General features: G+C 40.8%; 26 protein-coding genes. 1 reads left to right on the forward strand and 25 read right to left on the reverse strand.

The features are described from left to right. Positions 1 to 185: 185 nt before the first annotated feature. The 19 genes from aroH to MHI35_RS10315 form a co-directional block, all read right to left on the reverse strand. Positions 186 to 569, reverse strand: a complete 384-nt coding sequence (aroH, locus tag MHI35_RS10225; protein ID WP_144504655.1) for a chorismate mutase — start codon at positions 567 to 569, stop codon at positions 186 to 188. Further along, a complete protein-coding gene (gene aroB / locus MHI35_RS10230; protein WP_144521223.1) occupies positions 566 to 1,657 on the reverse strand; it encodes a 3-dehydroquinate synthase in 1,092 nt (363 codons plus the stop codon). Before aroB ends, aroH begins: the two co-directional genes overlap by 4 nt. Further along, on the reverse strand, positions 1,657 to 2,829 hold the full coding sequence (aroC, locus tag MHI35_RS10235) for a chorismate synthase (RefSeq protein ID WP_088000992.1): 1,173 nt from the start codon (positions 2,827 to 2,829) through the stop codon (positions 1,657 to 1,659). The genes aroB and aroC overlap by 1 nt, the downstream gene beginning before the upstream one ends. 73 nt (positions 2,830 to 2,902) lie before the next feature. Continuing rightward, positions 2,903 to 3,682, reverse strand: coding sequence for a CheR family methyltransferase (locus tag MHI35_RS10240; RefSeq protein WP_088000990.1), 780 nt, complete (start codon positions 3,680 to 3,682; stop codon positions 2,903 to 2,905). A gap of 144 nt (positions 3,683 to 3,826) precedes the next feature. Then, a complete protein-coding gene (gene ndk / locus MHI35_RS10245; protein WP_144521217.1) occupies positions 3,827 to 4,273 on the reverse strand; it encodes a nucleoside-diphosphate kinase in 447 nt (148 codons plus the stop codon). A 130-nt stretch (positions 4,274 to 4,403) separates the two neighbouring features. Then, entirely contained in the window at positions 4,404 to 5,366 is a 963-nt protein-coding gene (hepT, locus tag MHI35_RS10250; protein WP_335349458.1) for a heptaprenyl diphosphate synthase component II, read from the reverse strand. A 24-nt stretch (positions 5,367 to 5,390) separates the two neighbouring features. Further along, positions 5,391 to 6,095, reverse strand: coding sequence for a demethylmenaquinone methyltransferase (locus MHI35_RS10255; RefSeq protein ID WP_003215527.1), 705 nt, complete (start codon positions 6,093 to 6,095; stop codon positions 5,391 to 5,393). Between the two features lie 3 nt (positions 6,096 to 6,098). Then, positions 6,099 to 6,866, reverse strand: a complete 768-nt coding sequence (locus tag MHI35_RS10260) for a heptaprenyl diphosphate synthase component 1 (protein WP_144521215.1) — start codon at positions 6,864 to 6,866, stop codon at positions 6,099 to 6,101. 114 nt (positions 6,867 to 6,980) lie between these two features. Beyond that, the gene (gene mtrB / locus MHI35_RS10265; protein ID WP_003216082.1) at positions 6,981 to 7,211 is read right to left on the reverse strand and encodes a trp RNA-binding attenuation protein MtrB; all 231 of its coding nucleotides are present in this window, start codon (positions 7,209 to 7,211) and stop codon (positions 6,981 to 6,983) included. A gap of 24 nt (positions 7,212 to 7,235) precedes the next feature. After that, a complete protein-coding gene (folE, locus tag MHI35_RS10270) occupies positions 7,236 to 7,805 on the reverse strand; it encodes a GTP cyclohydrolase I FolE (protein WP_003215789.1) in 570 nt (189 codons plus the stop codon). A gap of 190 nt (positions 7,806 to 7,995) precedes the next feature. Then, the gene (gene hbs, locus MHI35_RS10275; protein ID WP_003215863.1) at positions 7,996 to 8,274 is read right to left on the reverse strand and encodes a non-specific DNA-binding protein Hbs; all 279 of its coding nucleotides are present in this window, start codon (positions 8,272 to 8,274) and stop codon (positions 7,996 to 7,998) included. 374 nt (positions 8,275 to 8,648) lie between these two features. After that, a complete protein-coding gene (spoIVA, locus tag MHI35_RS10280) occupies positions 8,649 to 10,127 on the reverse strand; it encodes a stage IV sporulation protein A (protein WP_008344534.1) in 1,479 nt (492 codons plus the stop codon). Positions 10,128 to 10,331: 204 nt separating this feature from the next. Beyond that, positions 10,332 to 11,057 (reverse strand): hypothetical protein, encoded by a 726-nt coding sequence (locus MHI35_RS10285; protein ID WP_335349457.1) that lies wholly within the window; start codon positions 11,055 to 11,057, stop codon positions 10,332 to 10,334. 18 nt (positions 11,058 to 11,075) lie between these two features. Continuing rightward, complete coding sequence (locus tag MHI35_RS10290) at positions 11,076 to 11,279, reverse strand: DUF2768 domain-containing protein (protein WP_034318888.1); 204 nt, start codon at positions 11,277 to 11,279, stop codon at positions 11,076 to 11,078. A gap of 265 nt (positions 11,280 to 11,544) precedes the next feature. Then, entirely contained in the window at positions 11,545 to 12,582 is a 1,038-nt protein-coding gene (locus MHI35_RS10295; protein ID WP_335349456.1) for an NAD(P)H-dependent glycerol-3-phosphate dehydrogenase, read from the reverse strand. A gap of 14 nt (positions 12,583 to 12,596) precedes the next feature. After that, positions 12,597 to 13,907 (reverse strand): ribosome biogenesis GTPase Der, encoded by a 1,311-nt coding sequence (gene der / locus MHI35_RS10300; protein ID WP_003215663.1) that lies wholly within the window; start codon positions 13,905 to 13,907, stop codon positions 12,597 to 12,599. Between the two features lie 156 nt (positions 13,908 to 14,063). Further along, positions 14,064 to 14,258, reverse strand: coding sequence for a capping complex subunit for YIEGIA (locus tag MHI35_RS10305; RefSeq protein WP_003215794.1), 195 nt, complete (start codon positions 14,256 to 14,258; stop codon positions 14,064 to 14,066). Positions 14,259 to 14,264: 6 nt separating this feature from the next. Beyond that, positions 14,265 to 15,149: a YIEGIA family protein gene (locus MHI35_RS10310; RefSeq protein ID WP_058014805.1), complete on the reverse strand. Its 885-nt coding sequence runs from the start codon at positions 15,147 to 15,149 to the stop codon at positions 14,265 to 14,267. After that, positions 15,146 to 15,748 carry a YphA family membrane protein gene (locus MHI35_RS10315; RefSeq protein ID WP_249407477.1) on the reverse strand — a complete coding sequence of 201 codons (603 nt, stop codon included), beginning with the start codon at positions 15,746 to 15,748 and terminating at the stop codon, positions 15,146 to 15,148. Before MHI35_RS10315 ends, MHI35_RS10310 begins: the two co-directional genes overlap by 4 nt. Before the next feature lie 120 nt (positions 15,749 to 15,868). Between MHI35_RS10315 and MHI35_RS10320 the strand changes: the two genes are divergently transcribed. After that, a complete protein-coding gene (locus MHI35_RS10320) occupies positions 15,869 to 16,000 on the forward strand; it encodes a YpzI family protein (protein WP_081112329.1) in 132 nt (43 codons plus the stop codon). 51 nt (positions 16,001 to 16,051) lie between these two features. On the opposite strand, the gene fni is transcribed toward MHI35_RS10320, so the two are convergent. The 6 genes from fni to ypeB form a co-directional block, all read right to left on the reverse strand. Then, positions 16,052 to 17,119 carry a type 2 isopentenyl-diphosphate Delta-isomerase gene (gene fni / locus MHI35_RS10325; RefSeq protein ID WP_211064249.1) on the reverse strand — a complete coding sequence of 356 codons (1,068 nt, stop codon included), beginning with the start codon at positions 17,117 to 17,119 and terminating at the stop codon, positions 16,052 to 16,054. A 14-nt stretch (positions 17,120 to 17,133) separates the two neighbouring features. Then, positions 17,134 to 18,285: a 30S ribosomal protein S1 gene (rpsA, locus tag MHI35_RS10330; protein WP_144521207.1), complete on the reverse strand. Its 1,152-nt coding sequence runs from the start codon at positions 18,283 to 18,285 to the stop codon at positions 17,134 to 17,136. A gap of 223 nt (positions 18,286 to 18,508) precedes the next feature. Next, positions 18,509 to 19,186, reverse strand: a complete 678-nt coding sequence (gene cmk, locus MHI35_RS10335) for a (d)CMP kinase (protein WP_144521205.1) — start codon at positions 19,184 to 19,186, stop codon at positions 18,509 to 18,511. A 71-nt stretch (positions 19,187 to 19,257) separates the two neighbouring features. Continuing rightward, a complete protein-coding gene (locus MHI35_RS10340) occupies positions 19,258 to 19,440 on the reverse strand; it encodes a DUF5359 family protein (RefSeq protein ID WP_003215744.1) in 183 nt (60 codons plus the stop codon). Positions 19,441 to 19,503: 63 nt separating this feature from the next. Beyond that, positions 19,504 to 20,151, reverse strand: coding sequence for a flagellar brake protein (locus MHI35_RS10345; RefSeq protein ID WP_335349455.1), 648 nt, complete (start codon positions 20,149 to 20,151; stop codon positions 19,504 to 19,506). Positions 20,152 to 20,252: 101 nt separating this feature from the next. Further along, entirely contained in the window at positions 20,253 to 21,602 is a 1,350-nt protein-coding gene (gene ypeB, locus MHI35_RS10350; protein WP_335349454.1) for a germination protein YpeB, read from the reverse strand. Positions 21,603 to 21,608 lie beyond the last annotated feature (6 nt).

A 21,608-nucleotide genomic window follows, 5' to 3' on the forward strand; every position in this document is an offset into this window, starting at 1 on the left:
AGGGTTTGTATGAGTATACGAAATAAGCCTAAAAGAGGGGTGCTCTTTTAGGCAGTATGATTAAATAGAAGTATCGTATCTCAGCTCAACTCTACTCATCTCAACTACCCTAGTCTCATTCTCATCTTCTCTAAACTTGCAATGCCGTTTACACCTGTGTGTAAACTTCGGCTGTTCATATCGTATTATAATTCCTTGTTTTTTGTCAACTGTAAATCAGGGCGAAGCGTCACAGCTTCTTCCAAGTACACATGCTGCACATCTTCCTGCTTTGTGTCTGTTTGGACCGTCATTAACACACGAATACAATGCTTTAGACCGCCATGAATGTCCAGCTCCTGCATACAAGTAACAGGCACATACGTCCACCCTTCAAACTGACGAAGGGCTTTTGCCGGAAAAACGGAGTGAATATCTTGTGTAGCTGAAATTAAAATCTGCACGACACGTTCTGGATCTACTTCATTTCTTGAAATAATCGCTTCTAGCAGCTGTTTCGTTTTGTTTAACACTTCTGTTTCTGTATCTTCTGCCACAGTTGTAGCTCCACGTATCCCGCGAAACATCATAGACATCCCTCCTCCCGTTTCCATTCTTCGAGCCATTGATGCAGATCATCTTTTGTGAAAGACTGCAAGACAGCATCTCCAACCTGTTTTAATAAAACAAATTGCACGGTTCCACCTCTTGCTTTTTTATCACCAATCATGCGGTCAACAAATGTTTTCGTGGAAATATCTTGGGTGACTTGTACCGGAAATCCGAGTTTTTTCATCCACTCTTTTAGTTCCGTACGATGAAGGCTGAGCCCCAGCTTCTTTTCGCTCACATATAGCGCAAACTGCATACCGATTGCAATAGCATCTCCGTGTGTAATAACGCCGTATCCATACTCTGCTTCAATGGCATGCCCAAGTGTATGACCTAAATTCAAAAATGCACGCACACCTTGTTCTCTTTCATCTTTTTGAACAATCGACGCTTTGACCTCAATGCCTTGATACAGCATATGTGCGAGCTCGCTTTTTGAGCATTCATCCAAAGAACGAATAGACATCAGCTCTTTTAAAAAGTCTTCACTTGAGATGAGGGCATGTTTGATGACCTCAGCAAAGCCTGACCTCATTTCAGTTTGAGATAGTGTCTCAAGCATGCTCGTATCATAAATAACGGCTTTCGGCTGATGAAACGCACCGATTAAATTTTTACCGAGAGGATGGTTAATCCCCGTTTTCCCGCCAACTGCACTGTCATGTGCCAGTAGCGTCGTCGGTACTTGAATAAAATCAATACCTCTCATATAACTAGCAGCAACAAAGCCCGCCAAATCGCCAATTACGCCGCCTCCAAGCGCAATGATGCACGAGGAGCGATCCAGCTGAAACTGAATCGCTTTTGTATGGATATGCTCAAACTCAGCAAAAGATTTCGACTGCTCTCCGCTTGGCACAACGACTTTATGCACAGACCATTTTTGTTCGAGTAATCGAACCATTTCATTACCGTAAATGGCATCAACCGCTGTATCTGTCACGATTAAGAGCTTCGTATAGGAATGCCCCGTGGAAGTCATCAAGTCGACGATATTGCGTTTAATCCCATCACCGATGTATACAGGATAAGTGGCTGAAGACGTCTTAACTTCCAGTGTTTTCATTAAAATTCCCTCTGAAGCTGGCGCATTTTTTCAACATTTTCTTTAATGCGGTCAATTTGATCAAGGCCAAACTGCTCCACTACAGCATTGGCGATTTCCCAAGCCACGACTGCTTCTGCGACAACACTTGCAGCAGGAACAGCACAGCTGTCAGAACGTTCAATACTTGCGGAGAAAGGTTCTTTCGTTTCGATGTCAACACTTTGAAGCGGTTTGTAAAGCGTTGGGATTGGTTTCATGACCCCTCTTACGACAATTGGCATACCAGTTGACATTCCGCCTTCAAGACCACCTAAGCGATTTGTTTTTCTCGTATAGCCCTTTTCTTCATCCCAGATGATTTCATCATGGACCTCACTGCCATTTTTAGAAGCCGCCTCAAAGCCGATACCGAATTCAACCCCTTTAAAAGCGTTGATACTCAGGACAGCACCTGCAAGCTTGCTATCTAATTTGCGGTCATAGTGAACATAGCTTCCGACTCCAACCGGCATTCCTTCAACGATAACTTCCACAATTCCACCAATTGAATCACCGTTTTTCTTCGCTTCATCAATGGCGTCCATCATTTTTTGACCTGCTTCACTGTCATAGCAGCGAACAGGTGACTCTTCCGTTACCTTTTGCAAATCTTCAATTGATTCATATGCCGTTTGAGCTGCTTTCACTCCGCCAATTTCAAGAACGTGGCCTGCTACCTTGATGCCTAAATGAGCCAAGATTTGTTTAGCGACTGCGCCTGCTGCTACGCGAACAGTTGTCTCACGAGCTGATGAACGCTCTAATACGTTTCGCATGTCACGATGTCCATATTTAATCGCACCATTTAAATCCGCATGTCCCGGTCTAGGGCGCGAAATTTGACGCTTCATTTCACTCTCTTCTTCTTCTGTGATCGGCTCTGCCCCCATCACTTTTGTCCAATGCTTCCAGTCGTTGTTTTCAACGACAAGTGCAATAGGAGAACCTAATGTTTTCCCGTGGCGAACCCCGCTTAACACTTTCGCTTGGTCTTTTTCTATCTGCATTCTTCTGCCGCGGCCGTGACCTTTTTGTCTTCTAGCCAATTCATAGTTAATGTCATCCTGCTCTATGTAAAGTCCCGCTGGAACGCCTTCAATAATTGTGGTCAATTGTGGACCATGTGATTCACCTGCTGTTAAGTATCTCATGACTTGATCTCCCTTCATCGCATTAACGCTTTTAAGTAAAACTATAATAACACACTTACGACTAAAAAGTCAGCTACATACCCTTTTTTTGATAAAAGAAAGTATCAGCAGATGTCAGTCCAAACTTTTCTGGGTGAAAAATTTGTTCAGTTGAACCAACAAATAATACGCCATTTGGTTTTAAACTACTGCTCATTTTCATGTAAATCTCTTCTTTTGCCTCTTCTGTAAAGTAGATAAGGACATTTCGGCACACGATAAGATCAAGCTGTTTTTCATAAGGATCTGCTAAAAGGTTGTGCTTTTTAAATTGAATATGCCTTCTCACTTCATCTTTCACAGTGTAAAATGAAGAATCTTCTTTTGTGAAATATTTTTGCTTAATTTGATCTGGTACCTCTTGTAGTGATCGTTCATGGTATCTTCCTTTTTGAGCTGATTGCAGCACTTTATCATCAATATCAGTTGCGATAATTTGGAAGTCCTTCACAAGTGGATGGCTTGATAGCAGCATTGAAAGTGTATATGGCTCCTCGCCTGTCGAACATGCTGCACTCCATATTTTCAAAGTCCCACCGTTTTTCGAAAGCAGTGGAAGAATTTTTTGATCAAGCACTTCCCAGCGCTGATAGTTTCGGTAAAATTCTGACACATTGATCGTCATTCGATCCATCGTCTCATCTAATAGTGCTCTATCCTTTTCAAGGGCAGCCGCGAACGCTTCAAAATCTCTATAGCCTTTTTTATCATAAAGTGACGTTAATCTTCGTTTCATTTGTGCTTCTTTATATAAATTCAGATCCACCCCGGTTAGTTTTTTCCATTTTCCAACAAATACTTGATATTGATCCATCAAAGTCCTCTCCTGTCTCATCTATCTTTGTCCTAGTATAGCTGTTTTTATCGAAAATTTGTATCTTCTCATGCTAAATTTCGTATAGAAATATTCATACAAAAAAGCCAAGGTGCTCATTTGATGAACACCTTGGCTTGAATTTTAATAAATCCAGCTTGAGATGGTTTGATCCCAGTTTGTAATTTCTTCTTGTTTAAAGAATAAGTTGATTTCTCTTTCAGCACTTTCTGGTGAGTCTGAACCATGTATAATGTTTTTTCCAACTGTCAATCCATAGTCTCCTCTGATCGTGCCCGGAAGCGCTTCCTTCGGGTTTGTTTTTCCGATAATCTGTCTTGTGACTTCTACTACCTGCTCACCTTGCCATACCATTGCAAACACTGGTCCTGACGTAATAAAGTCCACCAATTCCCCGAAAAATGGTTTTTCTTTATGCTCTCCGTAATGAGTTTCTGCTACTTCTTTTGGAATACTCATTAGTTTTGCACCAACAAGCTGAAGTCCCTTTTTTTCGAATCTTGACACAATTTCACCGATTAATTGTCTTTCCACACCATCAGGTTTGACCATAAGAAATGTTTTGTCCATATACGTTCTCCACCCCGTCGTTTATGTATGTATAGGCTTACATTGTTACAAAGTGATCGTATCATTTTTTTATACAATAATCAATTTTCGACAAAAAATTTCACAAAAAAACCAATCAACAATATGTTGATTAGAATTTTCGTTTTCCAATATATTTGGCAATGGAGGCGAGTGACGTTCTTGCCCGTCCTCGAGGAAGTTTGTCCAGCTGTTCGAATGCCTTTTTCAAATACATTTCACTCACTCGAATCGAGCGGTCGATCGCACCTGTTTGTTTGAGGTGTTCAATCACAGGCTTTAGCTGCATTTCTGTTGTTTCACTATTAATCAGCTTTAATTGGCCTTCGAGTGTAGGATTCTTCAGTGCATATAAGACTGGGAGTGTGACATTTCCTTGTAAAAGGTCCCCTCCAACAGGCTTACCAAGCTCTTCTTCGGTTGATGTGAAGTCGAGCACATCATCAATGATCTGATAGGACATCCCGACATAGTAGCCAAACCAGTAAAGGGCTTTATGTGTTTTCTCATCTGTACCTGCTGCTATTGCACCTAACTGACAGCTACCTGCAATGAGCAAAGCTGTTTTCCGTTTGATTCTTCTTAAATATGTACGCAGGTTTTGATCCATATTATATTTGTCTTTCACTTGCTCGATTTCACCAAGACAAAGCTCGACGACCATTTTTGACAAGATTTCATGCGCCATTGGGTGATTGATCTTTGTCATATACTCAAGTGATCTTGCAAACATATAATCTCCTGTGTACATGGCAATTCGATTGTCCCATTTTGCCTTAATCGTTGGCTTGCCTCTTCTCAGCTCTGCATCATCAATGACATCATCGTGAACGAGCGATGCCATATGAATGAGCTCAAGCGCAACGGCAACATATTTAATTTTATTAATGTCATAGTCGCCAAACATGCCTGAAAGAAGAACAAAAACGGGGCGGATTCGTTTTCCGCCCGCTTGCAGCAAATGAAGACCTGCTTCACTTAATAATGCATAATCAGAGCGAACTGTTTGTTCAAGCTCTTTTTCGATAATATCGATATCATGATTTAAAAAAGAGATCATTGCTTTTAGTTTCATTATTTTCACCCAAATATCGTTTATTCAAAGCTTCTTTCCGATATGTGTTGCTGCTACACCGCCTGTAAATGGATGATACGAGACATCAGACAGACCCGCCTCTTCGAAAAGAGCCGCCAATTCTTTCATGCCAGGGAACGCTTTGGCTGATTCTTGAAGCCATGAATACTCCTGATAGCTTTTGGCAAACAGTTTACCAAAGAGTGGCATGATGTATTTGAAATAGACATAGTAGCCTTGTTTAAACCCAATCATTTCAGGTTGTGATGTCTCTAGACAGACAACCATTCCACCAGGCTTCACGACTCTCGTCATTTCTTTTAGCACCGTTAAGTAATCAGGGACGTTCCGTAGGCCAAAACCGATCGTGACATAATCAAATGTGTTATCCTCAAAAGGAAGCTCCATCGCATTTCCGTGGAGCAATTCAATTTGATTATAGCCCCCAGTCTTCACCTTCGTTTCTCCAACACTCAGCATATTTTTACTAAAATCAAGGCCCTTGACCTCACCTTTGTCTCCAACAGCATCAGCAAGCGCAATGGTCCAATCGGCTGTTCCGCAGCATACGTCTAATGCTTTGGCTCCCTTTTGAACATTCATGAGTTTCATTGTTTTATCGCGCCATTTTTTATGCTGCTTAAAGCTAATGACAGAGTTCATTTGATCGTAGTTTTTATAAATTTTTTCAAATACACCGTGTACTCGCTGTTCTTTTGATTGCTGCATGACTTACCCTTCTTCCACTTTCTGATGATACGCAGGTTCATTTTTCATATGATCCAGGCGATTTAATAGCTCTTTTTGAACGACCGGAGATGAACCAAGATGCTCCTTGATTGATCGTTTGGCCTTTTCATAGCCTTCATTCTCAAAGTTGTCAAAACATGTATAGGCGTCCGTATAGCTATCGTTCAAAAAAAGTTTTAAATGTTTGTCATCTTCTGCTTGTTTCATGAAACGCTTATAAACAAGGAAACGACTTGCAATCTCATTCCAATGCGTTAATTGAAAATGCTCAGAAACCCTTTGAAATAACGCAGACTCAACCGTTGCTACACTTTTGTAAAAGTGCGCCGCATCTTGAATGGATCGATCATACAGTCTAATTTTATGTTCATTGATTTCTTTGATCGCCGTTGCGAGCGTGCGAATCATGTAGATGTCTTTCATGTCGGAGAGAAGAGAATAATAGAGACCGCTGAAATAGTCTCCTGCCAAGATAGTCAGCTGACGATTTTTGAATTCGTCTTGTTTGATCGCTGCAGCAGTTGTGACTTCGTCATGGGTATCAAGGGCAATTTGCACAAGCATCGCCGTTAAAATATAATTTTCCTTTTTCTCTGCATCAATTTGAGCTTCATCAAACATTGCATGAAAAAGAAGGAGCTTATCTTCATCGATGAGTGGCGCACGTAAATGTTTCGCCAAATAAGGATGAGAAAGCTTTTTATTTAATTTTATATTTAGATTAGATAAAATTCCGTAGATGTCTTGCAAAGATATCACCCTTGTCCCAAAAATTACAGTTTCATATGTAGCCCTGCACGTTGTATAGAGATTTATTATACCATATCAGCTCTCACTTTGATGCTATCAAGTGCATTCAAGTATTTATTTCTTTGCTTCGCTTTGAATTTCCCCGAAGCTTGTTTGAATGACAGCATCGCCTCTTACTTTGATCGCTGACGTATGCTCAGTAAATTGTGCAATGATGACTTCACCTTTATCGAGCTTTTCGGAATGGTGAAATCTTGTATCAGAGCCTCTAGTTAAGCCGATGACGTTTACACCATTTTCATTGGCTTTAATGACTACAAAATCAGATGCTTTATTTTCACTCAATCTGTTCACCTTCCATCTATTGAATTAGTCGTTTTTAATAAAGGAAAGCACTTCTGCTCTTGCCGCTGCATCATTTGCAAATGTACCGCGCACTGCTGAAGTCACTGTTTTTGCGCCTGGTTTTTTCACTCCGCGCATCGTCATACACATATGCTCTGCTTCAACGACAATCATCACGCCATGCGGATTGAGTGTTTCCACCATACTATCTGCAATGGTCGATGTGATGCGTTCCTGAAGCTGCGGGCGTTTGGCGACAGCCTCTACAGCTCTTGCAAGCTTACTAAGTCCTGTCACTTTTCCGCCACGCGGAATATAAGCGACATGAGCTTTTCCGTAAAAAGGTACAAGGTGGTGTTCACACATTGAATGGAAAGCAATATCTTTTACAAGAACGAGTTCTTCGTGGTCTTCACCAAAAATGGTTTTAAAATGTTCTTTTGGATCTTCATTTAATCCCGAGAACACTTCTTCATACATTTTTGCTACTCGTTTAGGGGTATCAAGAAGTCCTTCACGATCTGGATCTTCTCCGATGGCTTTTAATATATCGCGTACTGCGTGTTCGATTAGTTCTTTATTTATTTCACTCATGTATTATATCCTCCAAAGGCGATTACATTTCAATCAGATTCTAGCACACTTCAGATCCTAAAAGCAAAGGAGAGCGTTCTAAACGAACCTTTTGATTCAAAAGGAAAAGCCCCTTATGAAAGGGGCTTTTCTAGACCAGTGTGAAACTGTATATGTATAACTCCTGCAATAGGATCATTACACATAACGATTATTTACCTGCCACCGCGTCTTTAAGTGCTTTACCTGGTTTGAAAGCAGGTACTTTGCTTGCAGGGATTTCGATCTCTGCACCAGTTTGTGGGTTACGTCCTTTACGAGCTGAACGCTCACGTACTTCAAAGTTACCAAAACCGATAAGTTGGATTTTGTCACCATTTTTAAGTGCATCTAAAATTGTATCAAAAACAGAATCAACTGCTTTCGTCGCGTCTTTTTTAGATAACTCGCTTGCTTCAGCAACCGCGTTAATAAGTTCTGTCTTGTTCATGCCTTTCACCTCCTCCCAAAAATATGCATTCAATAGATTGTTATCATTTCTTCACAATTCATCTTCTTTCTATACACTTTTTTCGAAAAAAATAGCGTCTAGAAAGCGGTATACATGGCTTTTCATTAGAAAACAACTCTTTGAAGGAATGTTTGTCCAACAAAGTGAAGATTTTCTGTAAGTAGATTAACACATATGAAATACCATATCAAGCATTTTAAAGGGAAGAATCCTTATTCGTCAAGGATTAAGGGCACTTTTACGAACGAATATTCCTAATTTCAACCTGAATCTGACTAATCTTTATACAATTGTCTTTTTATGACTCATTCCATACGCAAAAAAAGACCCCCGTCAATGAGAGGTCTCACATGCTATAGAATAATCGCGATCAAACCGCCTGATCCTTCGTTGATGATTCTTTCAAGTGTTTCTTTCAGTTTATATCTTGCATTTTCTGGCATCAGTGACAGCTTTGCTTGAATGCCTTCTCTGACAAGAGAGCTGAGGGAACGTCCAAATATATCTGAATTCCAAATCGAAAGCGGATCATCTTCAAAGTCTTGCATTAAGTAGCGGACGAGCTCTTCACTTTGTTTCTCTGTTCCGATAATCGGTGCAAATTCACTCTCTACATCTACCTTAATCATATGAATAGATGGTGCAACCGCCTTTAGTCTTACGCCGAATCTCGAGCCCTGCCTTATGATTTCTGGCTCATCTAAACTCATATCTGACAAGGCCGGAGCCGCAATTCCGTATCCCGTCTGCTTTACCATTTTTAAGGCATCTGATACTTGATCATATTCTGTCTTCGCATGCGCAAAATCTTGCATGAGCTCTAAAAGATGGTCTTTCCCTCTAATTTCTACACCAACCACTTCTTTTAGAATATGGTCATATAGATCATCTGGGGCGTATAGGTCAATTTCCGCAATCCCTTGACCCATTTCAATCCCTGCTAAACCCGCTCTTTCAATAAAGTCAAATTCACTGAATTGACCAACGACACGGTCAACATCTCTTAATCTTTTAATATCTTTTACGGTTTCTTTCACTGAGTCCTGATAGCTTTCTCTCAGCCAGTGATCTTCTTTCAGCACCATGACCCAGCTTGGGAGGTTCACATTCACCTCTAGGACTGGGAATTCATATAATGCTTCACGAAGCACACTGAGGACATCTTGCTCTCTCATACTTTCTACACTCATGGCGAGTACTGGAATATCATATTTTTGGCTCAGTTCCTGCCGCAGCGCTTCTGTTTCAGGGTGATAGGGTCTCACAGAGTTGATCACCATAATAAACGGCTTTCCAACCTCTTTGAGTTCATCAATCACACGTTCTTCAGATTCAATGTAATCATGTCTTGGGATTTCCCCAATGGAACCATCCGTTGTAATCACAACACCGATGGTTGAATGCTCTTGAATGACCTTGCGTGTGCCAATTTCCGCAGCTTCATGGAACGGGATTGGCTCTTCATACCACGGCGTGTTAATCATTCTTGGACCATTTTCATCTTCATACCCGCGCGCACCTGGGACTGTGTATCCTACACAATCGACAAGCCTGATGTTGACATCAAGACCGTCACTTACATGAATTGATGCCGCTTGATTCGGTACAAATTTTGGCTCAGTGGTCATAATGGTTTTTCCTGCTGCACTTTGCGGCAATTCATCCTGTGCTCTTGCACGATCTGCCTCATTATTGATATTCGGGAGCACCACGAGCTCCATAAACTTTTTAATAAACGTAGATTTCCCTGTACGAACAGCGCCAACGACTCCTAAATATATATCGCCTCCTGTTCGTTCAGCGATATCCTTGAAAATATCGACTTTTTCCAAGTGATCCCCTCCCGGACTTGCTATCCTCGTTTTCAATTAAAATACTCTATTCTTCAATCAAACTTGCTTGAAAGGTGTCTGGACAATATATGTGTATGACGTTGTCCTATTTGAATATGACACCTTTTTTGTTTTGAGAGTATGTTTAGCCATAAAAAAACCTTTCTCCTCATTTATATGCAGAGGAAAAAGGTTCATTCTTGTTTATGAGGTCTTTTTTTCTAAAAAGTCGGGCTCGCCTTTTTTGTTGATGGTATATGGGACAGAAAACGCGGGTACAAACGGGGTTTCCTGCCAATAGACATCTTGAATGTTTTCACCTGGTTTCAACTTTTGTTTCGTATTCTTCAAAATATGAGCAAAATCACTGCGGTAGTCCACATAGATTTCGCCATTTGATGAAATCAGTAATGGGAGGGAATTCCCTGTCACAGGACTCATGACCGTAGGCGGCGATTTTAAGCCTAGCTTTTTTTCATTTAACGTATATAAATTGTTTGATACAACTTTGCCGTATGGCGGATATGTATGTTCATCTTGATATAATTTGATTCTAAGCCGTAATTCACTGATGGTTTGCGTCATTTTAACATCAAGCAGTTTCACAGTTGGTTTTTTTTCGACGTCTGTGAGGACATAAATATATTCTCCCCCACCTTCAAAGGAAGTAGACGGTACATCGTGTAAATATCTTGGTGATAAGCGCTTAAAGTCGATGACGTACTTCTGATAAACCGGCGTGTCTCCTTCTTTCGTTTCAATCGGCAAAAGACCATTTGTTGCTTTTTGAAATTCCTTAATCGCTGTCTGAACGCTTTGCAGCTGCTCTTCGTACGGCACACGGTTTTCAGTTTTGCGATTTTCTGGATACAGACATCCTGTTAGTAACATAAGTGCTAACAACGTGACACTGACTTTTGCTTTGATCATCACATTCTTCCTTTTTCTTTATTCATTGACCGGCCCGCTAAATACAACTAAAAACACAATGATACCTGATATCAGCATTAAGCTGTATGCGACGGTCGAGGCTGTTATTTTAAGAAACCGGCTCTTCAGCTTAAATCGACTGAAATAAATGGTTACTACAGCTAAAAACATGAGCCCCATTGAACCAAGTGCAAACCACATCTTGATTAAAGCAAAACTCATCGTGCCTGTCCCCCTTTAAAACGAACAAATTGTAAGCGTTTATATTTCATTCTAAACCAAAAATAAGGTAAATATCAATCATTTTTCCAATCATTCAGAAAAAAGCGCATAAAAAAACTGAAGCAAAGAGGGGGACTCCGCTTCAGTCATTAGGTCGACTATTTTTCCTCATTCTGTAGAGGCAAAGCTCTATTCAAACTTCATTGCTATGTTATGCAAGTCTTCCCCTTCTTGCATCCTCTACACGCCTAAGTTAGTCTTCCATTTATTTTGTTTGGTTCTCAAACATGTTCACAAGGTCTTCCATTTCATGTGTTTTCACACGTGCCATTAATGACTCGACAGCATCGTCCACCTTTTTCCCTTCAAACAGGACGTGGTAAAGCGCCTCTGTAATCGGCATGCTGACTTTGTATTCTTTGGAGAGCTGATAAGCGCCTTTTGTTGTACGGACGCCTTCAACGACCATCCCCATCTTCTCGAGCACTTCTTCAAGCTTATACCCTTTACCAAGCAGATTTCCGCAGCGCCAGTTACGTGAATGAACACTTGTACATGTCACAATCAAATCTCCAACGCCCGTTAAGCCAGCAAATGTCAGAGGATTCCCTCCCATTTTTGTACCGAGACGTGCAATTTCAGCGAGTCCTCTAGTGATGAGCGCCGCTTTCGCATTGTCACCATATCCAAGCCCGTCTGTGATCCCTGCCGCAAGAGCAATGATATTTTTCAGTGCGCCGCCAATTTCTACACCAATCACATCAGGGTTTGTATAGACTCTAAAGTTGTTGTTCATGAACAAATCTTGAACAAATTGAGCTGCTTCAATATTTTCTGATGAAACAGTGACAGTTGTCGGATGACGCAAACCTACTTCCTCAGCATGGCTCGGTCCTGATAAGACAACGACAGCTTCTCTTTTCTCGTCTGGGACTTCTTGTTCAATCATTTGAGATATTCTCAGAAGTGTATCTGGTTCAATCCCTTTACTTACATGGACAAACGGCACTTTTGATGTGATCAGCTCATTTGCCAGCTTCAACACTTCACGAATGGCCTTTGTTGGCACAGCAACAATAATAGCGTCTGTTCCCTCTAACGCCTGCTTCATGTCTGTCGTCGCCTTGATAGACGCTGGCAGTGCAACATTTGGCAAGTAATCATGATTTTCATGTTTCTCACTGATTTGGTCAATGAGCTCTTGTCTATGTCCCCACATGTGTACATCATGATGATTATCAGCTAATACAAGAGCAAGCGCTGTTCCCCAGCTTCCTGCTCCAAGTACTGAAATTTTCTTCATTCTGCTCACCCTTTTTATTTTCTCGCTCTCGCAAATATTTTAATCGGTGTTCCTTCAAAACCAAACGCATCTCGAATGCGGTTTTCTAGGAAACGTTCATAAGAAAAGTGCATAAGCTCTGGATCGTTTACAAACACAACAAAGGACGGAGGCTTAATAGCCACCTGTGTCGCATAATAAATTTTCAGGCGCTGTCCATTGTGTGTCGGTGTTGGATTCATTGCGACTGCATCCATGATGATATCGTTCAAAATATTCGTTTGAACGCGCATCGCATGATTTTCACTAGCTGTAATAATGGACGGCATTAACGTATGAATTCTCTTTTTCGTGAGAGCAGACATAAATAAGACAGGTGCATAATCTAGGAATTGAAAATGCTCACGAATGTTTTGCTCAAATTCCTTCATCGTACGCTCATCTTTTTCAACAGCGTCCCATTTGTTCACAACGATTACAACGGCTTTACCAGCTTCATGTGCATAGCCTGCAATACGTTTATCCTGCTCAATAATGCCTTCTTCACCGTCTAGAACAACAGCGACAACATCAGAACGATCAATAGCTTTTAATGCACGAAGCACACTGTATTTTTCTGTTGTTTCGTATACTTTTCCTTTTTTCCTCATACCTGCTGTATCAACAATGACAAAATCACGCTGATTGTACGTAAACATCGTATCCACAGCATCTCTTGTTGTACCAGCGATGTTGCTGACAATGACGCGGTCTTCTCCGAGCATCGCATTCACTAAAGAAGATTTCCCTACATTCGGGCGGCCAATTAAGCAGAACTGGACAACTTGTTCATCATACTGCGTATCTGGTAAGTTCTTAAAGTGTTCTGCAACTGCATCAAGTAGATCGCCAAGACCTAATCCGTGCGTTCCAGAAATCGGATATGGCTCGCCAAACCCTAGTGCATAAAAGTCATACACGTCACTTCTCATTTCAGGGTTGTCCAGTTTATTGACAGCAAGTACAACTGGCTTTTTCGTGCGATATAAAATTTTTGCGACTTCTTCATCCGCTGATGTCACGCCATCTCGGCCATTCACCATAAAGATGATGACATCCGCTTCATCCATTGCAATTTCTGCTTGATGGCGAATTTGCGCTAAAAATGGCTCATCTCCAATATCAATTCCACCAGTATCTATTAAATTAAAGTCATAATTTAACCATTCAGCAGAGCTATAAATTCGATCTCTTGTTACACCAGGTGTGTCTTCTACAATCGATATTCTTTCGCCTGCGATTCGATTAAAAATTGTAGATTTTCCAACGTTGGGCCTTCCAACAATGGCTACGACAGGTTTACCCATAGTACCCTTCCTTTCAATCCAGCCGCGATTCAATATGTTCATCATGTTTCAACCGGGATTTAAAATTTTCATTCAGTTTTATGAAATAAACCCTTCAAACATGAAGGGTTCAACTTATATATTATATCAATTTTTAATCAGACCACAATGAATAACTTAAAAATGTTTGACAATCAAGTAAAGATCTTCTCCAATTCCGTGTGCAATGCCATCTAAAATGGCCTCTAAATTCATGGCGTACATATCTAGTTCTTCTTTATTTTCACAGAAAAAAACCGCTGTTCCGCCCATGACCCGCTCTTTATTTGTTGTAGCCACAGCGAGTATAAATTGTTCAATGGTGTTCGCCATGCCCTATTACCTCACTTTCTTTTTTATGAACTCTGTCGGCATTCTGATGGCATTTTCTAAAATGGGTACTTCTTCTAATACACGGACAGCGAGATCTTCACGATACCATTGCGGTAAAATGAACACACCAAGTGTGCCGTTATTCAAATCACGCTTTGCGAGCGGACAGAGTGATGGTTCACCAGAGTCACGATACACACCAAGTACATTGGATAAATCAAATAAAATGGCTTGCCGCTGCCCAAGGTTAGCAATCGTTGTGGCTGCGTTGAAATTTTTCGGTGTCAAAACAAAACCCATCCCATGCTCTAAAATGAGCTTTTGTTTTTCGGGCAGTCCGATATTCATGATGTAAATATCGTTCACATAAAGCCCTGCCCCATCAAAGCGAAGTTCTCCTTTTTGTATGTTGACAATATCCTTTAATTGACTGCCAGACATTAATAGCTTTGCCAAGAAAAAACAAAGAATACCGACCACTGTTCCAATAACGAGCGAGAAGAAAATGCAAGCTGTAGTCGTAATCAGTGCCGTGAGAATCGCAATATAATTTCGACTTTCAAAAGCAATAGCAATGCCTTCTATATATGTACTGCCTCTTGATACTAGCTCATATGAATCCATTTGAGTTAACGTATTTCTTTCCATATTGCGGACATCTCGGAATTGCGTGGCCGCCAGTGTGAGAAAGGTAATTGCCGTAAATTCCTCCTGAATGAGTGCAGGCATAATGATCGCACCAAGTCCTGAAGCGATAAAACCAAGCGCAATGTGAATCACTTGTCCATGAATATACGTAGGATATTGCCGGTAATCTGTTCTTAACATATAAAGCCTTGCCGCCATCCCAAAGATGACACCAATAATCACAGGAAACGTATAATCCGTCATGTTGATTTTGCAGCCCCTTTTACTGGTTTTCTTGATGAACGGGCGTTCAAGAGCTTTTCAAGCTGATCGACACCTAATAGGAAGATGGACCCTTGAACAACAAGGGACAGAAAAGAGAGATCTCCTATGACAATCGATGATGTCAGGCGGTGAATCGTAAGCGCATAAAGGGCTTCGCCAAGACATATAGACATCATCCATAAGGTGACTCGTTCCTTGAAATCATGTCCATATGTCAAAGACATTAAGATCAGCAAGGTAAATACGACCCAATCCACTTTTATTAGCGTGAACCAAACCGGGTCATATAATGCAAAAATCATAAAAAAGGCATATGCGCTCACCATAGAACCTAATTGTATGATTCTCATTATTTGATGACCAGACCGGCATAGAACGAAACCTGCACATGCATATAAAAAGGTCATCAAGTACCCCGCATTCAGGCTCATGTCAAACATGGATATCATGAAATGACTACATATAATATGAACAAGAACACAGATGCCTAACACATTGCGCCATGAGCTTTTTTCCATAATAAATGTCACGATAATCCAAACGAACCAGATGGACCAATAATAGTACAAAGCCTCCAACGTCTCATCACCTCAATTACATTATGGGAAAATCCCCATTTTTTAAACGTAAGGTATTGCTTTGGGCATTGTATGAAATAAACAAGAGGTGACACCCTAATGGATGAGGAGGGATATATTATGGGAAGAGATAGACAGGAAAAACGTTTAAAGGCATCAAAGAGAGTGGAATCTGACCGTGATCAATCCATTCATTATAAAGGGGCAACAGCATTAGAAGGTCCAGATAGCGCACGAAAAAGAAATCAATAAAAAAAGCATGTGATCACCACATGCCTTAGATGGTAAAGGGCTAAACTCGCTTTAGCCCTTTTTCTTATTGGATCTTACACTATAGTACGTTGTGTCGATGCCTCTTTCTTTGAGCCAATGACTTGTTTCACCTGAAATGACAACTTGGGTTTGTCTCAGTTCTTCAATGGTCTTTACGCCAAGGACTGTCATCATCATCTTCACATCTTCTTGAAGATCTATCATATCTGCGATGAGACCGCTCTCCCCACCGTCAGTCAGTGCTTTTAAGAAAAAGCCAGCTAGACCAGCAGCGGATGCGCCGAGAGCAATTGATTTTGTGACATCAAGGGCGTCTTGTATACCTCCCGAGGCCAAAACCGTTTGGTCTGGAAAACTTGTATGTACTTCAGCAAGACTCGCTGCAGTTGGAATCCCCCATTGATCAAAATAATGAAGTGCTTTTTGGCGGCGAAGATTTTCGATCTTAGAAAAGTTCGTACCACCAAATCCGCCTACATCAACGGCAGTAACCCCAGCACGAAATAACTTTTTGGCCGTTTCCTTGCTCATGCCAAATCCAACTTCTTTTACGACAACAGGCACACCAACTGATTCATTGATGGCTGCGATGCGCTCAAGTGCCCCCCTGAAATCACGGTCCCCTTCAGGCATGACAATCTCTTGAATCACATTTAAATGAATCTGGAGCATATTGGCCTCCAGCATCTCAACTGCTTCCTTCGCTTGTTTTACCGTTGCCTCACTGCCTAAGTTCGCAAAGACAATTCCATTTGGATTCACTTTTCGAACAACTTCATACGTACGTCTTTCTTCTTTATCTTTCAGTGCAGCCATTTGTGATCCAACTGCCACCGGAATATTGGTTTCCTTCGCTGCGATCGATAAAGAGCGATTAATCTCATAGGTCGATTTTCCGCCCCCGCCAGTCATTGCATTGATAAAAATTGGCGAACCGAAAGTCAGTCCGCCAATTGTTGTATGTGTATCAATTTGTGATGTCGCAAGATCTGGTAAACTGGCGTGAACGAAGGAAACATCTTTTAAACCTGTTGTTGCATGCTGTCCAGTGGACAAGGCATGTTCAATATGCTGCTTCTTTCTTTCTGCTCGCGTCAATTTTGATCACCAAATTATTTTAATTTATTGAGCTTATCTCCGATCAGGTCACCAAGCTGGAATCCGCTTGTGTTTTCTTCTTTCGCCTGATATTGACGATAATTCTCTTCGATTTGTTTTTCAGGATTTTCTTCTAAATCACGAATGCTTAGTGAAATGCGCTCTTCATCTTCATTCACATCAAGCACTTTTACTTTCACAGTCTGCCCTTCTTCAAGGACTTCATGCGGTGTACCGATATGTTTATGAGAGATTTGGGAAATATGCACAAGTCCTTCGACGCCTGGCAGAATTTCAACAAATGCACCAAAGCTCACAAGACGTTGAACAGTTCCTTCAAGCACATCACCTTGTTTTACCTTTTCGCCAATCTGGCTCCAAGGTCCTGGTAATGTTTCTTTAATAGATAGTGAGATACGCTCGTTATCACGATCAACAGCAAGTACTTTGACCTGAACTTCCTGGCCTTCTTCCACTACGTCAGCTGGTTTTTCAACATGCGCATGGGATAGTTGAGAAATGTGAACCAATCCATCAATGCCGCCAATGTCTACAAATGCACCAAAATCAGTAAGGCGTTGCACTTTACCATCAATCACACTGCCTACCTCAAGTTTTTGCAGGAAGTCTTGCTTTTTGTCTAATTGCTCTTGCTCCACTACTGCACGGTGCGAGAGAATCACACGATTTTTTTCGCGGTCAAGTTCGACCACAACAAGTGAGAGTGTTTTACCTTTGTAGTCTGAAAAGTCCTCAACATAGTGCGCTTCTACAAGAGATGCAGGAATAAATCCACGCACACCAATGTCTACGACAAGACCACCTTTTACAACGTCTTTTACTTCAGCTTCAAATACTTCTTTTGTTTCAAACTTTTTCTCTAGGTCTTCCCAAGCGCGGTCTGCATCAACAGCACGTTTCGATAAAATCAAAGCATCGTCTTCTACTTTTGTTACTTTAAGCTCTAATTCGTCGCCATCTTTCACGACATCTGATGCTTTTTCAACGTGAAGACTTGATAATTCACTGATTGGGATGATCCCAGGCTGTTTCACATTGACGATATCTACATTGACATGCTTGTCCTCAACTTTAGAAACAATCCCTTTCACTACATCTCCAACCTCTGGTACCTGAACATCGATTTGATTCATTTCCTCTGTCATTTCGATAACCTCCTTGGTCCAAACCTACACAGCTTAGTTAAAACGACTGGGTGAATATGTGTCTTAAGCATGATGATTGCCAGCCGAGTATGTATTATAGAAACATTCAAATCAACAGAATTGCTTGAATGATCAATAAAAATAGTATTAGTATAAACTTCTAATAAAAGACCTTGTTTGTCAAGAGATAAACCTCTAACTTATAAAAGTTTTCTAAAATTTCTTACTGTTTCTCCACGCGGTCTGCTGCATCTAAAATTTTACCTGCTACCTCTTGAATGGAAAGAGAAGTGGTGTCAATTTCAATGGCGTCATCCGCTTTCTTTAGCGGTGAAACTTCGCGCTCAGAGTCAAGCTTGTCACGCCTTGCAATCTCTTCGATCAGTTGATCGTAATTGACATCGTAGCCTTTTTTCTGATTCTCTTCGAAGCGGCGTTTTGCTCTTTCTTCTACAGATGCAAGCAAGAAAATTTTCACTTCGGCATCAGGAAGCACGTGTGTACCTATGTCTCTTCCGTCCATCACGACACCGCCTTTTTTACCAAGCTCTTGCTGCCTGCGGACCATTTCTTCCCGAACAGCTCTGTGCTTTGCAACAACCGATACTTGGTTGCTCACGCGGTCTGTGCGAATCTCCTCTGTCACATCAGTATTGTCTAGATGAACTTTTTGACCCTCGTCTGTTGAGACAAGTTCAATCACAGTTTTTTTCAGTAGTGCATCAAGCGCCTGCTCGTCTTCAAGGTCTACACCATGTTGAAGTGCCGCAAGTGTAATCGCTCGGTACATGGCACCTGTATCGATATAAATATATGATTTTTTTGCTGCGACAATTTTTGCCACAGTGCTTTTTCCTGCTGCTGCAGGACCGTCAATTGCGATAGATAATTTCTTTTTCATAATACCTCTCCTTGATTGAATCTCCCATATGAATTGTAACACGATCACCGGTCAAACGGGGGAATTTTCTATCAATCCTTCTGCTTAAACGTCTCGATCCAATCTTCAATGCTCATGTTATTTACACCCTCGTATTGCACGACTTTTGACAAAAATAGTTCTCCTTTCGTCAAATGAAGTGTGATCTGAACGGCTAATAATAAGACAAGCTGAATGAGCACCGCTTTAAATAACCATCTTTCCATTGTTTTCATACAAAAAGCCTCCACACTAGATTTTATCACCTCTAGTATGGAAGCTTTTAACATCCTTTATTCTTATGCTTTTTTCACACGTGTTAAAAGCTGCTGCTGGAAGCAGTACTTCATAATGTGCTGCTGCTGATCATTTGAGATCTCAGAAAACTCCATGATCGCTCTTGTTTTGCCAGTCTGCTCATCTTGATAGACTCGGCTCATCTCTGCAACCGCTTTAATTTTGACAGGCTCTTTCAGCGGAAGTTCAAACTCTGTGATCACTTCTCCGTCTTCTTTCAATGAGACACCTTCAGGAACAGCAATGGCTAAGCCGCCAGCACTCATATTGACAATAAACGTGTCAAAGGATTCTTCACCCGTTTGTGTGATCGCGGCTTTGACCATAGTGTCGACTCTCAGATATTCTCTCCGCTGAAGCCGAATCATTTCTTCTTTTGGCGGAATGGAAATGACGATCATCGGAATATCTTCTTTCCTCTTGCCGATGACTTCGCTTGTGCATTTGTATGGAATTTGGCTTTCATCGAAAAAGAAAACGGTGATTTCTGTTTGCTGGTTTAAATAGATCGTGCGTCCCGTTTCTTTATCAGCTGGATAATTAATGCAAATATCATCGTTATTATTTTCCAAAACTTTCGATTTTGCAGTTTTCACTTCTTTGTTCTCATTGACATATTCAATTGTGATTGCATCCCCTATTTGTAACATTCCTCATCACTCTTTCATCTGTGAAATCATATCCTCTCCTATATTAAACCATGTATAAAACAAAAGGAAAAGGCTTATTCGCCTTTTCCTCACTTCCTTTTCTATAGGTCTTTATATATAGGTTCTGCGTTTTTTAGTTTATCTACTCGTTCTTCTTTTCCGGTATCCGCATTAATGAACATTCGGTACGTATCACTTTTTATCGTTCCAAGGAACTCATAGCATAAAACTTCTTCTGACATATCGTTTTGAACAATTGCCACATGAGTATCTTCGATTTTCACATGCTGATTGAGTGTTTTCTTCGCTTCTTTTTGTGAGATTTTAGGTGCTTTGATGTCTCTTGTTTTATGATTCGTTAAATAGTCTTTTGCTGAAAATCCAACCACTTCTCCATCATCTAATGCAACCTTCATGCGTACACTATCTGGATACAACAGTACATTTTTTTGTAGTGGCACATAGGTAAATACACCGATATTATCAAATTGCGCACTTTCATCTAAATGGAATGACTCTGCATCAAATCCTTGCTTCTTTAAAAAGCTGAGTGCTTTTTCTGATGCTTGGTTTAAACTGATTTTCTGTTTTTTTACGTCTCGATTTTGAAGAAGGTAAACGGGATGTCCTCCTTTTTCAGTCAAGTCTAAATAGAAATTCGCTTTACTATCTGGATCTGACATTGATAAGCTGTACACATCTCGATTGGTTTTGCTTCCACTTTTTCTCACCTTAAAATGTTGATTATGGTCAGGTGTGAATTGCTGGGCAATGCGTATCGCTTCTTTCTTTGAAATCTTTTTCCCTTTTAAATGATTATAGCCACGTGTTTCTGCTTCTGTCGACACATTTGTCGGTCCGAGATCGACATCTGCAAATGCATCTGCATTTTTCTCGACTGTTTTCAACCCGTCAATGATGGTATTATCGTTCTTTCGGTCACCATCAGCAAGTGCCATTTCAACATCCATCCATTTTAAATTTTTGTTGAGGACGAGATGCTGCACTTGTCTCAATTCGTTTTGGATATCAGATGCTTGTTGATATAAAGACGTAATGGTTTTGTGCGTATTTTTATTTAATGGTTCATCTGACAAGGACTTAACTGATGATTTGTAGCTAAAGTCTCCGACATTCGCCAAAAATTCTTCCGTTTTGTTAAAAGGCATTAATGTGAGCGGAAGCTGACTCACATTGTTATGTGCTTCTGATGACATTCTCCATACATCTGCAAGTGCCGGTGAAATCGATGATTGACTGTTCATCGCAAGCGTTGCTCCAAGTTTGTCGTGCAACTGATCCACTTGGTACGTTAAATCGTGGAAGGCCCTCTGATAGTTGTTCTCTGCGTGCAAAAGCACGGCGTCTTTTTCTTGATGCTCTTTATAGCCCCAATAACCTGTTGAGATGACAGCAATTCCTAATATGGCAATCAATATTCCTCTGATCATTTATTT

This window comes from Bacillus sp. FSL K6-3459, assembly GCF_038003305.1.
Classification (GTDB): Bacteria; Bacillota; Bacilli; order Bacillales; family Bacillaceae; genus Bacillus; species Bacillus pumilus_O.

Bases quoted from the DNA above. Each gene is read 5' to 3' on its own strand.
- MHI35_RS10290 (WP_034318888.1), bottom strand. From the start codon at position 11,279: ATGAGTTTTGCTTTAATCAAGATGTGGTTTGCACTTGGTTCAATGGGG.
- MHI35_RS10345 (WP_335349455.1), bottom strand. From the start codon at position 20,151: ATGTTACAAATAGGGGATGCAATCACAATTGAATATGTCAATGAGAAC.
- MHI35_RS10255 (WP_003215527.1), bottom strand. From the start codon at position 6,095: ATGCAGCAATCAAAAGAACAGCGAGTACACGGTGTATTTGAAAAAATT.
- MHI35_RS10340 (WP_003215744.1), bottom strand. From the start codon at position 19,440: ATGAAAACAATGGAAAGATGGTTATTTAAAGCGGTGCTCATTCAGCTT.
- hbs (WP_003215863.1), bottom strand. From the start codon at position 8,274: ATGAACAAGACAGAACTTATTAACGCGGTTGCTGAAGCAAGCGAGTTA.
- rpsA (WP_144521207.1), bottom strand. From the start codon at position 18,285: ATGACAGAGGAAATGAATCAAATCGATGTTCAGGTACCAGAGGTTGGA.
- aroC (WP_088000992.1), bottom strand. From the start codon at position 2,829: ATGAGATACTTAACAGCAGGTGAATCACATGGTCCACAATTGACCACA.
- MHI35_RS10240 (WP_088000990.1), bottom strand. From the start codon at position 3,682: ATGGATCAATATCAAGTATTTGTTGGAAAATGGAAAAAACTAACCGGG.
- MHI35_RS10285 (WP_335349457.1), bottom strand. From the start codon at position 11,057: ATGATCAAAGCAAAAGTCAGTGTCACGTTGTTAGCACTTATGTTACTA.
- folE (WP_003215789.1), bottom strand. From the start codon at position 7,805: ATGAGTGAAATAAATAAAGAACTAATCGAACACGCAGTACGCGATATA.
- aroB (WP_144521223.1), bottom strand. From the start codon at position 1,657: ATGAAAACACTGGAAGTTAAGACGTCTTCAGCCACTTATCCTGTATAC.
- aroH (WP_144504655.1), bottom strand. From the start codon at position 569: ATGATGTTTCGCGGGATACGTGGAGCTACAACTGTGGCAGAAGATACA.
- ypeB (WP_335349454.1), bottom strand. From the start codon at position 21,602: ATGATCAGAGGAATATTGATTGCCATATTAGGAATTGCTGTCATCTCA.
- MHI35_RS10305 (WP_003215794.1), bottom strand. From the start codon at position 14,258: ATGGCGAACACCATTGAACAATTTATACTCGCTGTGGCTACAACAAAT.
- cmk (WP_144521205.1), bottom strand. From the start codon at position 19,186: ATGAAAAAGAAATTATCTATCGCAATTGACGGTCCTGCAGCAGCAGGA.
- MHI35_RS10310 (WP_058014805.1), bottom strand. From the start codon at position 15,149: ATGACGGATTATACGTTTCCTGTGATTATTGGTGTCATCTTTGGGATG.
- MHI35_RS10295 (WP_335349456.1), bottom strand. From the start codon at position 12,582: ATGAAGAAAATTTCAGTACTTGGAGCAGGAAGCTGGGGAACAGCGCTT.
- hepT (WP_335349458.1), bottom strand. From the start codon at position 5,366: ATGAAACTAAAAGCAATGATCTCTTTTTTAAATCATGATATCGATATT.
- ndk (WP_144521217.1), bottom strand. From the start codon at position 4,273: ATGGACAAAACATTTCTTATGGTCAAACCTGATGGTGTGGAAAGACAA.
- der (WP_003215663.1), bottom strand. From the start codon at position 13,907: ATGGGTAAACCTGTCGTAGCCATTGTTGGAAGGCCCAACGTTGGAAAA.
- MHI35_RS10320 (WP_081112329.1), top strand. From the start codon at position 15,869: ATGGGAAGAGATAGACAGGAAAAACGTTTAAAGGCATCAAAGAGAGTG.